The following is a 14784-nucleotide window of genomic DNA, read 5'->3' as shown; positions in this document are numbered from 1 at the left end:
GGCGACCGCGAGCCGGCCCGACGTCGGCCGGGCGTACGGCAAGGGCAGCGCGCACGGGTTCACCACCTCGTGCCCCGCGGCGGCGGGCCGGCACGAGGTCTGCCTGTACGCGATCGACAGCGCGGGCGGCGCCAACACCAAGGTCTCCTGCCGGACCGTCGACGTGCAGAACGCGCGCCTGATCGGGCGGGTGGACACCGCGACCTCGGCGGACGGCAGGCTGCGGGTCACCGGCTGGGCGCGCGACCCCGACACGTCCGCGTCGATCCGCGTGCACGTGTACGTGGACGGCAAGCCGGCGCGGTCGGTGGCCGCGGACGGCCTGCGCCCCGACGTCGACCGGGCCTACGGGAAGGGCGCGGCGCACGGCTACTCCGTCGACGTGGCGGCCACCCCGGGCACCCACGAGGTCTGCGTGTACGCGATCGACCCCGTGGTGGGACCGAACCCGAAGATCGGGTGCCGCACCGCCACGGTCGTCAACCAGGCGCCGACGGGGGCCGTCGAGGCCGTGACGCCCGGAGCCGGTCAGTTCACCGTCGAGGGCTGGGTGCACGACCCCGACACGACCGGCCCGGTGACGGTGCGCGTCTCCGTCGACGGCAAGGCCGCGACGTCGGTGGTCGCCGACCTCGACCGGCCGGACGTCGCGTCCCGGCTCGGCACGACCGGCTCCCACGGGTTCCGCGTGACGATCCCCGTGGCCGCGGGCGACGCGACCGAGCACCGCGTGTGCGTGGACGGCGTCGACACGTGGGGCGGGCCGGACGGGCGCGTCGGCTGCGCGACCGGCGTCGCGAACGTCAAGCCGATCGGCCGGCTGGACTCCGCGACCGTGCTCGACACCGGCGCCGTGCGCGTGAAGGGCTGGGCGCTCGACAAGAACACGACCGCGCCGATCCGGGTGCACGTGTACGTGGACGGCACCAAGGTGACGTCGACGACCGCCGACATCCGGCGCGAGGACGTGGACCGCGTGCACGGGATGGGCCCGCTGCACGGCTACAGCGTGACGCTCGACGATCTGACGTCCGGCACGCACACCGTCTGCACCTACGCGATCGACTCGTTCGGGGCCTCCCTGGGGGGCACCAACCCGCGCATCGGCTGCAAGGACGTCAGCGTGCCGTAGCCGGATGCGCCACAATGGCCGGATGCGCGGCATCATCCTGGCCGGTGGATCCGGCACCCGACTGCACCCGATCACGCAGGGCATCAGCAAGCAGCTCGTGCCCGTGTACGACAAGCCGATGATCTACTACCCGCTGTCGACGCTGATCCTCGCCGGCATCCGGGACGTGCTGGTCATCACCACGCCCCACGACGCCGAGCAGTTCCGGCGCCTGCTCGGGGACGGCTCGCAGTTCGGCATCGACCTGACGTTCGCCACCCAGCCGGAGCCCAACGGCCTCGCGCAGGCGTTCGTCATCGGCGCCGACTTCGTGGGCGACGAGGGTGCCGCGCTCGTGCTCGGCGACAACATCTTCTACGGCCCGGGCCTGGGCGCGCGGCTGCAGCGGTTCGAGGACATCGACGGCGGCGCGGTGTTCGCCTACCGGGTGGCCGACCCGACGGCGTACGGCGTCGTGGAGTTCGACGAGGACTTCCGCGCGCTGTCCCTGGAGGAGAAGCCCGCCCGGCCGAAGAGCAGCTACGCGGTGCCCGGCCTGTACTTCTACGACAACGACGTCGTGGCGATCGCGCGGGACCTGAAGCCGTCGGCGCGCGGCGAGTACGAGATCACCGACGTCAACCGCGCGTACCTCGAGCAGGGCCGCCTCCAGGTCGAGGTGCTCCCCCGCGGGACGGCCTGGCTCGACACCGGCACGTTCGACTCGCTGCTGGAGGCCTCCGACTACGTGCGCACCATCGAGTCGCGCCAGGGCCTCAAGATCGGCTCGCCCGAGGAGGTGGCCTGGCGTCGCGGGTTCCTCACGGACGACGAGCTGCGCGTGCGCGCGGAGAAGCTCGTCAAGTCCGGCTACGGCCAGTACCTGCTGGACCTGCTGGCCTGACCGCGCCCCCCGGCCCGGTAGGGTCGGACCGACTCATCCACCACGGTTCGGGACATCATGGCGCGCGCACTCATCACCGGCATCACGGGCCAGGACGGCCTCTACCTCAGCGAGCTGCTGCTCGCCAAGGGCTACGAGGTGTACGGCCTCGTGCGCGGTCAGAACAACCCGAAGATCGAGGTCGTCCGCAAGATCGTCCCCGAGGTGCGGCTGCTGACCGGTGACCTCATGGACATGTCGAGCCTCCTGCGGGCGCTCGACGAGTCCCGCCCGGACGAGGTCTACAACCTCGGCGCGATCTCGTTCGTGGCGTACTCGTGGGAGAACGCGCAGCTCACCACCGACGTCACCGGCAAGGGCGTGCTCAACATGCTCGAGGCCGTGCGCCTGCACGCCGGCCCGGACGTGCGGCGCGTGCGGTTCTACCAGGCGTCGTCCTCGGAGATGTTCGGCAAGGTCCAGGACGTCCCGCAGCGCGAGTCGACGCTGCTGTGGCCGCGCTCGCCGTACGGCGTCGCGAAGGTGTTCGGCCACTACATGACGATCAACTACCGCGAGTCGTACGGCATGCACGCCTCGTCGGGGATCCTGTTCAACCACGAGTCGCCGCGCCGCGGGCCGGAGTTCGTGACCCGCAAGGTGTCGCAGGCGGTCGCCCGCATCTCGCTGGGGCTCCAGGAGGACCTGACGCTGGGCAACCTCGAGGCCAGGCGCGACTGGGGCTTCGCCGGCGACTACGTCGACGCCATGTGGCGCATGCTGCAGCAGGACGAGCCGGACGACTACGTGGTCGCGACCGGAGAGACGCACTCGATCCGCGAGCTGCTGGACGTCGCGTTCGCCCACGTCGGCATCGCGGACTGGGCGCCGTACGTCCACCAGGACCCGCGGTTCGTCCGGCCCGCCGAGGTCGACCTGCTCATCGGCGACGCGAGCAAGGCCCGCGAGCGGCTGGGCTGGGCGCCCCGCGTCGGCTTCGCGGACCTGGTGCGGATGATGGTGGACCACGACCTCTCCGAGCAGCGCGCGCAGCCGCGATGACGGTCGCGCTGGTCACCGGGGCGACCGGGCAGGACGGCTCCTACCTGGTGGAGCGGCTGCTCGCCGAGGGCGCCACGGTCCACGCGCTGGTGCGGCCCGGTGCCGCGGACGGCACGCCGCTGCCGGGGCACCCCGCGGCGCACGCCCACGTCGCCGACCTGGCCGACCGTCCCGCGCTGCGCGCGCTGCTGCGGGACGTCGCGCCGGACGAGGTGTACCACCTGGCCGGCGTGTCGTCGGTGGCCGAGTCCTGGCGCGAGCCGGAGCGCACCGCGGAGGTCACGGGGCTCGCGGTCGCAGCGCTGCTGGACGAGGCCGCCGCCGTGCAGGAGCGCACCGGCCGCGCCGTCCGCTTCGTCCAGGCGTCGAGCGCCGAGATCTTCGGGGAGCCCGACCGCGTGCCGCAGGACGAGGGCACGGCCGTCCGGCCGCTCAACCCGTACGGCGCCGCGAAGGCGTTCGCGCACCACCTGGTGGGCGTGTACCGGGCGCGCGGCCTGCACGCGGTGAGCGCGGTGCTGTTCAACCACGAGTCGCCGCGCCGCCCCCCGTCCTTCGTCACCCGCAAGATCACCCAGGGCGCCGCCCGGGTCGCGCGGGACGGGGGCGTCATCACGCTCGGCAACCTGGAGGCGCGTCGCGACTGGGGCTGGGCGCCCGACTACGTCGACGCGCTGGTGCGCGCCGCCCGTCACCGCACCGCGCTCGACGTGGTGGTCGCGACCGGCGAGACCCACTCGGTCCGCGACTTCGCGGTCGCGGCGCTGACGCGCGCCGGCGTGGCGGACCCGGGTCGTCACATCGCCACCGACCCGGCGCTCGTGCGGCCGGCCGACGCGGCCCAGCTGGTCGGCGACGCGACGCGCGCGCGCACGGAGCTCGGCTGGCGCCCGACGCGCACGTTCGCGGAGGTCGTCGCCGCGATGGTCGACCACGACCTGGACCTGCTCCGGTGACGGCGCCCCGCACCGCGCTGGTCGTCGAGCAGCTCTGGCAGCCCGCCCCGGGCGGGTCGGGGACCTACATCCGCGAGCTCGTCGGGGCGCTCCGGGACCGCGTGCCCCTCGTGGGCGTCTCCGCCCGCGGCCACACGACGGCGCCCGACGCCGACCTCGGCATCCCGGTGGTGGCGTCCGCGCTGCCCCGACCGGCGCTGTACGAGGCCTGGAACCGGCTGCGGCGGCCGGCGCTGCCCGGCGCGGCCCGGACGGCGGACGTCGTGCACGCCACCACGTGGGCCGTGCCGCCGGCGCGCGGGCGCGGCCTCGTCGTCACGGTGCACGACCTGGCGTTCCTGCGCAGCCCCGAGCACTTCACGCCGCGCGGTGTGTCGTACTTCCGCCGGGCGCTCGCTGTGACGCGGCGCGAGGCGGACGTCGTCCTCGTCCCGTCGCAGGCCACGGCCGACGACTGCCTGCGCGAGGGGCTGCCCGCCGACCGGCTGCGCGTCGTGCCGCACGGGGTGCGGGTGCCCGACGTCGCGCCCGCCCGCGTCGCGGAGGTCCGCGCGCGGCTCGGCCTGGACGAGCCGTACGTGCTGTGGTGCGGCACGTCCGAGCCCCGCAAGAACCTCCCCACGCTGCTCGACGCGTTCGCGCGCGTGCCGGCGGCGAGCGGGCTGCGCCTCCTGCTCGCCGGCCCGGCGGGCTGGGGCGGTGCGGACGACGCGGTGCGCCGGCTGGTCGCCGGGCCGCTCGCGGGCCGGGTGCGGCTGCTCGGGCGGCTCGCGGACGACGAGCTGCACGTCGCGTACGCCGGGGCGCGCGCCTTCTGCTTCCCCTCGACGTGGGAGGGCTTCGGCATGCCCGTGCTCGAGGCGATGGCGCACGGCGTCCCGGTCGTCACGTCCGCGGGGACGTCCATGGCCGAGTTCGCCGACGGCGCCGGCCTGCTGGTGGACCCCCGCGACGCCGCCGCGCTGGCCGACGCGATCACGGCCGCCGCCGGCGAGGAGCACGACCGGCTGGCGGCGCTGGCCCGCGCGCGCGCCGCGTCGTACACCTGGCGCGAGGCGGCCGACCGCACGCTCGACGCCTACCGGTCCGTCGCCGGCTGACCCGCACCCGGTACCCCCGCCGACCGCCCCCGACCGCCCCGCCCACCGTCCCGCCCACCCCCCGAGAGCCCGAGGAGCCGCCCGTGACCATCCCGCTGCACGTGCGCGCCGTCGTCGTGACCTGGCAGGCGGCGCACCTGCTGCCCGCGTGCCTGGACTCCCTGCTCCGGCAGGACGTGCCGGGCGCCGAGCTGGAGGTCGTGGTGGTCGACAACGCCTCGACGGACGGCACGCGGGAGCTGCTCGCCCGGGACTACCCCCGCGTGCGGGTGGTCGCCTCCGACACGAACCGCGGGTTCGCCGGCGGGGTGGCGCTCGGGACGGAGGACTTCGACGGCGACGTCGTGCTGCTGCTCAACAACGACGCGGAGCTCGCGGAGGGTGCCGCGGCCGTGCTCGTGGACGCGCTGCGGGCACCGGGCGCCGAGCGGGTGGCCGCCGCCACCGCGCGGATCCTGCTCGCGGGACGGTACCGCCCGACCGCGGGCGTCACCGCCGGCTCGCCGGACGGGCGCTCGCCCTGGGAGCCCGTCCCCGACGGCGAGCCCGGCGGGGTCGTCCTGGTCAACTCGACGGGCAACGTCGTCGGCCCGGACGGCGCCGGCACCGACCGCGACTGGCTCGTGCCGGCCGACCGGGAGCACGCGCCCGCGGACGTGTTCGGGTTCTGCGGCGGCGCGGCCGCGCTGCGCTGGACCGCGGCCGCCGCCGTCGGCGGGTTCGACGCGGAGCTGTTCCTCTACTACGAGGACACGGACCTGTCGTGGCGGCTGCGCGCGCACGGCTGGGACGTGCGGTACGTCCGCGAGGCGGAGGCCCGGCACCGGCACGCGGCGTCCTCGGGCGCGACGAGCCCGCGGTTCCGCTACTACAACACCCGGAACTCCCTGACCGTGGTCACGCGCCACGCGCCGGCGCCGCTCGTGCTGCGCTCGTGGCTGCGGCAGGCGGCCGGACTGCTCCGCGCGCTGATCCGCGAGCCGCGTGCCGCCCGGACCCGCGCGCGCGCCACCGGGTTCCGGGACGCCGTCGCCCGCCTCCCGCGCACGCTGCGCGAGCGCCGCTCCCTGTGGCGCGGCGCGGCCCGCACCCGCCCCGCGGCGCTGGCGGTCAGCGCAGCGGGTCGCGGTCCCCGTACTGGATCTGCTTGATCCGCTCGAGCTGGTCCTCCAGCAGGACGCGGTTGGTCCGCTGCAGGTCGGACAGCACGCCGAGCGCGATCGACAGCAGCGAGGCGACCGCCATGATGGCGGCGAAGATCAGCGACTGGATGTTGCCGGGGTTGAAGCCGTGCGCGATCCAGATGACGAGGAACCGCACGATCGGGATGAGGGCGACGACGCCGAACACGATCGCGAGCGTCGTGAAGATCAGGTGCGGCTTGAACATCAGGTAGGACCGCACGATGGCGGACCCGGACTTCGCCATGTGGTGGAAGATGTTCTTGAACAGCCGGGACTCGCGGGTCTTGGCGTTCGTCGTCACGGGGATCGACACGATCCGGAGCCGCTTGTGGCCCGCCTGGATGATCGTCTCCATGCAGTACGAGAACTCGGTGACGATGTTCAGGCGGTACAGCGCCGCGCGCGAGTACGCGCGGAACCCGCTCGCGGCGTCGGGCAGCCGCGTGTCGGCGGCCTTGTTGACCACCGCGCTGCCGACCCGCTGCATGAGCTTCTTGAACGGCGAGAAGTGGGCGATGGTCGCCGTCTGCCGGTCCGCGATGACGATGTCCGCCGACCCCTCGACGAGCGGACGCACCAGGTCCGGGATGCGGTCCTGCGGGTACTGGTTGTCCCCGTCGGTGTTCACCACGATGTCGGCGCCGTGCGCGAGCGCGTAGTCGACGCCGTCGCGGAACGAGCGGGCCAGGCCCATGTTCCGCGAGTGCCGCACGACGTGCTTCACGCCGAGCTCGCGCGCGACCTCGACGGTCCGGTCGGTGGACCCGTCGTCGATCACGAGGATCTCCAGCTCGTCCACGCCCTCGATCGACTCGGGGATGGACGCCAGCACCGACGGCAGCGTCTCCTCCTCGTTGAGGCAGGGGATCTGCACGAACACCTTCATGGTCAGCTCACGCCTTCTGGGAGATGCCGAGGACGCGCGTCACGCGCCCGGAAGCCCGGTTGTACACCTCGCGCACGCCACCCGCGGCGAAGTAGTCGCGCACGAGGCGCAGGTCCGAGCGCACCCCGCGGGGCCGCTCGAAGGGACGCGCCGCGCTGTCGGGCTCGTCCAGGTCGTACTGCAGGTCGGCCGCCCGCCGCGGGAAGCGGCAGAACTCCACGAGCGGCCCCAGGACGCGCGACCAGCGGTAGTCCTCCGCCATGGTGCGCACGGCCGAGCGGGCCGCGGCCACCGCGTCCGCGTCGTAGAGGTAGGTCTCCAGCGCCTGCTCGAGGGCGTCGACGTCCTCCGGCGGGACCGCCGCGCCGAGCCCGCGCTCGGCGACCAGGCCGCCGAACGTGTCCCCGGCGGTCGCGACGATCGGCAGCGACGCCCACAGGTAGTCGAGGATGCGGGTGCGGAAGCTGAACGCCGTCTCGACGTGGTGGAAGTGGGTGGACACCCCGAGGTCCGCGTCGAGCAGGTAGTCGGCGCGCTCCGCGTACGGGACCCAGCCCTCGTTGAAGAAGACGTGGCGCCCGGTCAGCCCGAGCTCGTCGGACAGCCGGCGCAGCTCCCACGCGATCCGCATCTCGGGGACCCCGGGGTTCGGGTGCTTGAGGCCGAGGAAGTACAGCCGGACGTCGGGACGGCGGTCCTTGAGCCGGTCGACCGCCCGCACCAGGGTGAGGGGGTCGAACCAGTTGTAGACGCCGCCGCCCCAGATGATGACCTTGTCGTCGGGGCCGATCCCGGGCACGGTGCCCTTGATGGCGTGCCGGCGCTGCACGGGCGCCTCGTCCGAGATGCCGAACGGCACGACGCCGATGAGCGAGTCGAGGCTCTCGTCCTCGTCGTAGACGACCGGGTTGACGCGGCCCTGGCCGGCGAGCTGCCCGAGCCAGAAGTCCCGCTGCTTGTCGGACGCGCACAGCACGTAGTCGGCGCGCCGCAGCTGCTCGTTGAGCACGCGGGTCGTCTCGCGGACCGAGTGCGCCCGGCCCTCCTCGCCCAGGTCGCGTGCCTGCTCGAGCTGCTCGAGGTGGATCGGGTCGTACACGTCCGCGACCAGGATCTTGGCGCTGTCCTTGAGCCACGGGGCGCCCTCGAGCAGGAAGCCCTGGAACACGATGACGTCCGCCCAGTCCGTCTGCTCCCGCAGCGCCCGGCCGTGCGCGTGCACCACCTGGAACTCGTCCGAGGTCACCTTCGCCCCGGCGGTCGACAGCAGCCGCACCTCGTGCTCGGGGGCGAGCGCCCGGGCGATCTCCCACGCGCGGATCGCGGGCCCGGCCATGCGCTCCAGCAGCGGCTCGCCGGTCACGACGAGCACGCGGTGACGGGACACGAAGTGCTCGGCGATCCCGAACGCCTCCACCAGCGCGTCGTGCGCCGAGTTGTAGCCCTCGATCGCGTACGCCGGCTCGATGGCGTGCCGGAAGAGCGGGAACAGCTCCCGGTCGCTGCGGCGCCGGGCCGCCTGGAGCTCGCGGCGGCTCTCCGCCAGCCCGGGGAGCTGCTCCACGAGGTAGTCGATCCCGAAGACGCCCGTCAGCGCCATCTTCGGCACCTCGATCGTGCCGACGTCGTCGCCGCCGGGCGACCGCTGCAGGTCCAGGGCCGTCGCGTCGACGCCCGCGCGGGCGATCGACCGCCGCACGGCCAGCGCCATCGCGGCGGGCAGGGCCTTGGCCAGCGACTCGTCGTCGAGGTTCTTGTACATCGACAGCAGCGCGTTGCGCTCCAGCAGGTACGCCTCGCGGAAGTTGCCGAACTTCTTCATCGTGACGTGGTGCTTGTGGTAGGCGACGGAGCCCGGCACGTAGCGCACCCGGTAGCCCAGCAGGTTCAGGCGCCAGCCCAGGTCCACGTCCTCGTAGAACATGAAGAACCGCTCGTCGAACCCCCCGACCTCGCGGTAGAGCGCGGCGGGGACGAACATCGCCGCGCCGGTGCCGAACAGCACGTCCTTCGGGACGTCGTACTCCGGGGAGTCCGGCTTCTCGGCCTCGCGCTTGTACCCCGCGCCGTACCAGGTCAGGGAGCCGTCGACGTAGTCGACGAGCCTGCCGTCCCAGTCGAGCACCTTGCTCGCGACCGCGCCGACCGTCCGGTCCGCCTCGAGCGCCTCCACGGCCGCCGCGATCCACCGCGGGCCGGGACGGGCGTCGTTGTTGAGGAACGCCACCCACTGCCCCGTCGCGTGCTCGACGCCCAGGTTGCAGCCCCCCGCGAAACCGAGGTTCGACCCCGACTCCACGACCGTCGCGTGCGGCACCGCCTCGCGGATGCGCTCCGCGCTGCCGTCGCCCGAGTCGTTGTCGACGACCACGAGCTCCAGCCGGTCCTGCGGCCACTCGACGTCCGCGAACGCGCGCAGGCACGTGATCGTGTCCTCGGCCCCGCGGTAGTTGACCAGGACGACCGAGACGACACCCGGTCGAGTTTCGGCCGGCGTACGGCTCACACGTCCTCCAGCAGTCGGCTCCTCGGGGACGCGGGTCGCGGCACCGGTCCGACGGGCCAGCCTACCCTCCGCCACGCCGCGTCGCGCCGGGTCCCGGGCCGCAGGAGGCGCCGGGGCTCCCGGGCAGCGCGAGTACTGTGGACCCGCTCGCAGCCCGCCCCTGGGCCGGACGACCCCCCGAGAGGCCACATTGACGGACACCGCCGAGGCCCGCGCCGCCGCGCTGGCCGCCGAGCCGCTGCGCATCGCGGGGCCCCGCCCGGGGTTCGCCCGCGGGACCCTCTCCTCGGTGCGCGACATCCTCGCCCACCGGGAGCTCCTGGCCTCGCTGGTGCGGCGCGAGCTGAAGGCCCGCTACAAGGACAGCGCCCTCGGCTTCGTGTGGAGCCTGGCCCGCCCGCTGGCGATGCTGCTCATCTACTACGTGGCGCTCGGGCAGTTCCTCGGCGCGGCGCGCGACATCCCCGACTTCGCCATCTTCATCTACACCGGGCTGACCGCCTGGGGCCTGTTCAGCGAGTCGATCTCGGTGGGCACCGGCTCGATCATCGCGAACACCGGGCTCATCAAGAAGGTGTACCTGCCGCGCGAGGTCTTCCCGCTGAGCGTCATCGGCTCGTCGCTGTTCAACTTCGCGATCCAGCTGCTGATCCTCGTCGCGGCGACGGTCGTCGCCGGCGCGTTCCCGACGGGCGCGCGCTGGTGGTACTTCCCGCTCTCGCTCGCCGTCGTGCTCGTGTGGTCGACGGCGCTGGTGCTGCTGCTGTCCGCGGTCAACGTGTACCTGCGCGACGTGCAGTACCTCGTCGAGGTCGTCGTGATGATCCTGTTCTGGGCGTCGCCGATCGTGTACTCCTGGGCGCTCGTCCGCGACCACGTGTCCGGCGCGCTCACCGACCTGTACCTCGCGAACCCCATGACGCTGGCCGTCATCGGGTTCCAGCAGACGTTCTGGGTCGGGGGCAGCGACCAGCCCGTGCCCGGCCACCTCGGCGAGCGCCTCGGCATCGCCCTCGGCGTCGGTCTCGTGCTGCTGTGGGTCTTCCAGCGGGTCTTCGCCCGCCTGCAGAGCAACTTCGCACAGGAGCTGTAAGTGACGACGGTCATCGAGATCCGGGACGTCTCCAAGCGGTTCGTCATCCGCAAGGAGAAGTCCCTCAAGGAGCGCGTCGTCAACTTCGGGCGCTCGAACCTCCACAAGGAGGACTTCTGGGCGCTGCGGGACGTCGACCTGGAGATCGCCTCCGGCAGCACCGTGGGGCTCATCGGCCCCAACGGGTCCGGCAAGAGCACCCTGCTGAAGACCATCGGCGGCATCATCCAGCCGACCACGGGCACCGTGCGGCTCCGGGGGCGCCTCGCGGCGCTGCTGGAGCTCGGCGCCGGGTTCCACCCCGACCTGACGGGACGCGAGAACGTCTACCTCAACGCGTCGATCCTCGGGCTGTCGAAGGCCGAGACGGACCGGCACTTCGACGCGATCGTCGACTTCTCGGGCATCGAGGAGTTCATCGACACGCAGGTGAAGTTCTACTCCTCGGGCATGTACGTCCGCCTCGCGTTCGCGGTCGCGGTGCACGTCGACCCGGACATCCTGCTCGTGGACGAGGTGCTGGCCGTCGGGGACGAGCCGTTCCAGCGCAAGTGCCTGGAGCGGATCCGCAGCTTCCAGCACGACGGCCGCACGATCATCATGGTCACCCACTCGCTGGACCAGGTCGCGGAGTTCTGCGACCGCGCCGTGGTGCTCGAGCACGGCAACGTCGCGGCCGACGGCACGCCCCGCGAGGCGCTGAAGGTGCTGCGCCAGGAGTTCGAGACCACCCGGCAGGAGGAGGTCGAGCGCGCGCAGGCCGCCCAGGGCCTCGTGCTGCCGGCCGTGCGGGTGACCGGCGTGAACCTGCGCACCCCCGAGGGGGTCGCCCCGCTGCCGCCCGTGCCCAGCGGCGAGGGCATGGTGGTCGAGGTCGAGGTCACCGCCGACACGCTGCTGCGGAACTGGGACCTCTCGGTCGGCATCACCTCACCGCTCGGGGCCATCCTGTCGACCACGAGCGCCAAGATGATGAAGGCGTCGCTGCCCGACCTCCAGGGCAAGGGCAACTACGCGTTCCGGATGGGCCGCCTGCCGTTCGGCGAGGGCGAGTACATCATCCAGGTGCGCGTGGTCGGACCCGACGGCACCTCGCTCGACCACGTGCCCGACGCGGCGCACTTCTCGGTCGAGGCGGACGGCACCAGCCAGGGTCCCGTGCACGTGCCCGTGAGCTTCGCAGCCGCGGGCTGAGCGCGGTCGACGGTCCGCTACTGTGGATCGTCCCATCCAGCGAGGAGGTCCTTCCCGTGCGCATGCTCGTCACCGGCGGAGCCGGGTTCATCGGCTCCAACTTCGTCCACCAGGTGGTGCGCGAGCACCCGGAGGTCGAGGTCACCGTGCTCGACGCGCTCACCTACGCGGGCGACGAGAAGAGCCTGGCGCCCGTGTGGGACCAGGTGACCTTCGCCAAGGGCAGCATCACGGACCACGACATCGTCGACGACCTCGTGAAGAGCACCGACGTCGTCGTGCACTTCGCCGCCGAGTCGCACAACGACAACTCGCTGCACGACCCGTGGCCCTTCGTGCACACCAACGTCATCGGCACCTACACGCTGCTCGAGGCCGTGCGGCGGTACGACGTCCGCTACCACCACATCTCGACCGACGAGGTCTACGGCGACCTCGAGCTGGACGACCCGGCCAAGTTCACGCCGGACACCCCGTACAACCCGTCGAGCCCGTACTCGTCCACCAAGGCCTCCTCCGACCTGCTGGTGCGGGCGTGGGCGCGGTCGTTCGGCGTGCGCGCGACGATCTCGAACTGCTCGAACAACTACGGGCCGTACCAGCACGTCGAGAAGTTCATCCCGCGGCAGATCACCAACGTCGTCGACGGCATCCGCCCCAAGCTGTACGGCACGGGCGAGAACGTCCGCGACTGGATCCACGTCGAGGACCACAACAGCGCCGTGTGGGACATCATCACCAAGGGCCGCACCGGCGAGACCTACCTCATCGGCGCCGACGGCGAGGAGAACAACAAGGCCGTCGTCGAGCTCATCCTGGAGCTCATGGGCCAGTCCCCCGACGCGTACGACCTCGTCAGCGACCGCCCGGGTCACGACCTGCGCTACGCGATCGACTCGACGAAGCTCCGCACCGAGCTCGGCTGGCAGCCGCGCTACACGACGTTCCGCGACGGCCTCGCCGCGACGATCGACTGGTACCGCGCGAACGAGGCGTGGTGGCGGCCGCAGAAGGACGCCACCGAGGCGAAGTACGCCCAGCTCGGGCGCTGACGCCCGCCGGCACCCGCAGCACCCCGGACGGCCGTCCTCCCCTCGCGGGGCGGGCGGCCGTCGCGCACCCGCGGCGCGCCGGGAGGCCGGTCATCTGCACGAATCCTCCACGCCGTGCGCCCGGAGGGTGCGCCGGGTGCCGGACCTGCGCTCCTATGCTCGTCCCCGTGACCTCCCGCCACGCCGCTCCCGCACGCCCGCGCGCCGTCCGGCACGGCCGCCCCCGGCGCAGCCACGCGGCGCTGCGCGGCGTGGCCCTCGCCGCGGTCGCGGTGCTCTGCTTCGGCGCCTCCGGCGCGGCCGCGCTCTACGTGCGGCTCAACAGCAACATCGAGACGATCGACGCGTCCGGCCTCATCTCCGCGATGCCCCGGCCCACGGCCACCGGCCCGGCCGACCCGGACGACCCGAACGCCGGGCGCGACGTCAACATCCTGCTGATGGGCTCCGACGAGCGCGACGGCGAGAACGAGGCGATCGGCGGCTACGTCGGCGGCATGCGCTCGGACACCACGATCGTCGCCCACATCTCGGCCGACCGCAGCCGGGTGGAGCTCATCTCGATCCCCCGCGACTCGCTGGTCGACATCCCGTCCTGCACCATGTCCGACGGCTCGACCACGTACGCGCAGAGCAACGCGATGTTCAACTCCGCGTTCTCCATCGGCGCCGACAACGGCGGCGACATCGCCTCGGCCGCGGCCTGCACGGTGAACACGGTCCAGGCCAACACGGGGGTCCGGATCGACCACTTCGTCGTCGTGGACTTCGCCGGCTTCACCAAGATGGTCGACTCGATCGGCGGCGTGCCGATGTGCATCCCGAACGAGATGTCCGCCCCGAAGGCCGGGCTCTACCTCAACGCCGGCAACCAGACCCTCGACGGCACGCAGGCGCTCGCGTTCGCCCGGGCGCGCACCGGCGTCGGCGTCGGCGACGGGTCGGACACCAACCGGCTCGGCCGGCAGCAGGAGCTGCTCGCGTCCGTGGTGCGCGAGGTGCTCGGCAAGAACCTGCTCACCGACATCACGCAGCTCATCCGGTTCCTCGACTCCGCCACGGAGTCGCTGTCGATCGACAGCGGTTTCAGCTCGATCTCCGACATGGCCGGGCTCGCCTACAGCCTGCGGAACACCTCGGCTGCGAACATCTCCTTCATGACGATCCCGTTCGCCGCGGCGCCGAGCGACAAGAACCGGGTGGTGTGGACCTCCGAGGCCGACGCCATCTGGGCGAACGTCGCCGCCGACCAGCCGATGCTCACCGGGACCTCCCAGGACACGGGCACGGGGGCGGGCACGGACACGGGGACCGGCACCGGCACGGACCCCGGCACCGACACGGGCACGGACCCCGGCACCGACACCGGCACCGACACCGGCGCCGAGCAGCCGCAGACGCCCTCCTCCCCCACGCCGGACCCGGTCGAGACCCGTGAGGCCGGCAAGGAGGCGTTCTCCGCCAACGACGTCACCGCCGTCTGCGGCTGACCGTGGCACGCCCCGAGGACCGCAACCCCCGCGACGCCGGTCGCGGCACCCCGCCGAGCTTCTCGCCCGCCGGAGGCGGACGACGGCCGTCCGCCGACGGCGCCGTGCCCGTCGGCCAGCCGCCGGAGCGACCCGCGGCGCCGTCCCGGACCTCCGGGCAGCGCCCGAGCCGTCCCGCCGCGCCCGGCCGTCCCGCCGCGGGCCGCGCCGAGCGGGGCCCCGGAGGGTCACCGGCGGCAGGCCCGGCGGCGTTCAGCCCGGGCGGCC

The 14784-nt window shown here is 73.0% G+C and carries 11 protein-coding genes and 1 pseudogene; 10 read left to right on the top strand and 2 right to left on the bottom strand.

What is annotated here, in order from left to right:
* From AAHH18_RS16970 to AAHH18_RS16945, 6 genes and pseudogenes are all read left to right on the top strand, one after another.
* Positions 1 to 1132, top strand: a pseudogene (locus tag AAHH18_RS16970) (hypothetical protein); the annotation flags it as partial.
* Positions 1133 to 1154: 22 nt separating this feature from the next.
* Positions 1155 to 2015, top strand: a complete 861-nt coding sequence (gene rfbA / locus AAHH18_RS16965; RefSeq protein WP_283319705.1) for a glucose-1-phosphate thymidylyltransferase RfbA — start codon at positions 1155 to 1157, stop codon at positions 2013 to 2015.
* 57 nt (positions 2016 to 2072) lie between these two features.
* Positions 2073 to 3056 (top strand): GDP-mannose 4,6-dehydratase, encoded by a 984-nt coding sequence (locus tag AAHH18_RS16960; RefSeq protein WP_283319704.1) that lies wholly within the window; start codon positions 2073 to 2075, stop codon positions 3054 to 3056.
* Complete coding sequence (locus AAHH18_RS16955; protein ID WP_283319703.1) at positions 3053 to 4012, top strand: GDP-mannose 4,6-dehydratase; 960 nt, start codon at positions 3053 to 3055, stop codon at positions 4010 to 4012. Before AAHH18_RS16960 ends, AAHH18_RS16955 begins: the two co-directional genes overlap by 4 nt.
* On the top strand, positions 4009 to 5112 hold the full coding sequence (locus tag AAHH18_RS16950) for a glycosyltransferase family 4 protein (protein WP_343302418.1): 1104 nt from the start codon (positions 4009 to 4011) through the stop codon (positions 5110 to 5112). Before AAHH18_RS16955 ends, AAHH18_RS16950 begins: the two co-directional genes overlap by 4 nt.
* A gap of 83 nt (positions 5113 to 5195) precedes the next feature.
* A complete protein-coding gene (locus AAHH18_RS16945) occupies positions 5196 to 6263 on the top strand; it encodes a glycosyltransferase family 2 protein (protein WP_343302417.1) in 1068 nt (355 codons plus the stop codon).
* Here the strand turns inward: AAHH18_RS16945 and AAHH18_RS16940 are convergent.
* Both AAHH18_RS16940 and AAHH18_RS16935 read right to left on the bottom strand, forming a co-directional pair.
* Positions 6223 to 7182, bottom strand: a complete 960-nt coding sequence (locus AAHH18_RS16940) for a glycosyltransferase family 2 protein (RefSeq protein WP_283319700.1) — start codon at positions 7180 to 7182, stop codon at positions 6223 to 6225. The two genes, AAHH18_RS16945 and AAHH18_RS16940, sit on opposite strands and share 41 nt — an antisense overlap.
* A gap of 7 nt (positions 7183 to 7189) precedes the next feature.
* Complete coding sequence (locus tag AAHH18_RS16935; RefSeq protein ID WP_343302416.1) at positions 7190 to 9688, bottom strand: glycosyltransferase; 2499 nt, start codon at positions 9686 to 9688, stop codon at positions 7190 to 7192.
* A gap of 190 nt (positions 9689 to 9878) precedes the next feature.
* On the opposite strand from AAHH18_RS16935, the gene AAHH18_RS16930 reads away from it, so the two are divergent.
* From AAHH18_RS16930 to AAHH18_RS16915, 4 genes are all read left to right on the top strand, one after another.
* Entirely contained in the window at positions 9879 to 10781 is a 903-nt protein-coding gene (locus AAHH18_RS16930; protein WP_283319698.1) for an ABC transporter permease, read from the top strand.
* Positions 10782 to 11975, top strand: a complete 1194-nt coding sequence (locus AAHH18_RS16925; RefSeq protein ID WP_343302415.1) for an ABC transporter ATP-binding protein — start codon at positions 10782 to 10784, stop codon at positions 11973 to 11975.
* A 56-nt stretch (positions 11976 to 12031) separates the two neighbouring features.
* Positions 12032 to 13027: a dTDP-glucose 4,6-dehydratase gene (rfbB, locus tag AAHH18_RS16920; RefSeq protein WP_283319696.1), complete on the top strand. Its 996-nt coding sequence runs from the start codon at positions 12032 to 12034 to the stop codon at positions 13025 to 13027.
* A 167-nt stretch (positions 13028 to 13194) separates the two neighbouring features.
* Positions 13195 to 14517: an LCP family protein gene (locus AAHH18_RS16915; protein ID WP_343302414.1), complete on the top strand. Its 1323-nt coding sequence runs from the start codon at positions 13195 to 13197 to the stop codon at positions 14515 to 14517.
* Positions 14518 to 14784: the final 267 nt, after the last annotated feature.

This window comes from Cellulomonas olei (assembly GCF_039548315.1).
In the GTDB taxonomy this organism is placed as follows: domain Bacteria; phylum Actinomycetota; class Actinomycetes; order Actinomycetales; family Cellulomonadaceae; genus Cellulomonas.
The sequence above is the reverse complement of the archived record's forward strand: the minus strand, read 5'-3'. Positions and strand labels throughout refer to the sequence as shown.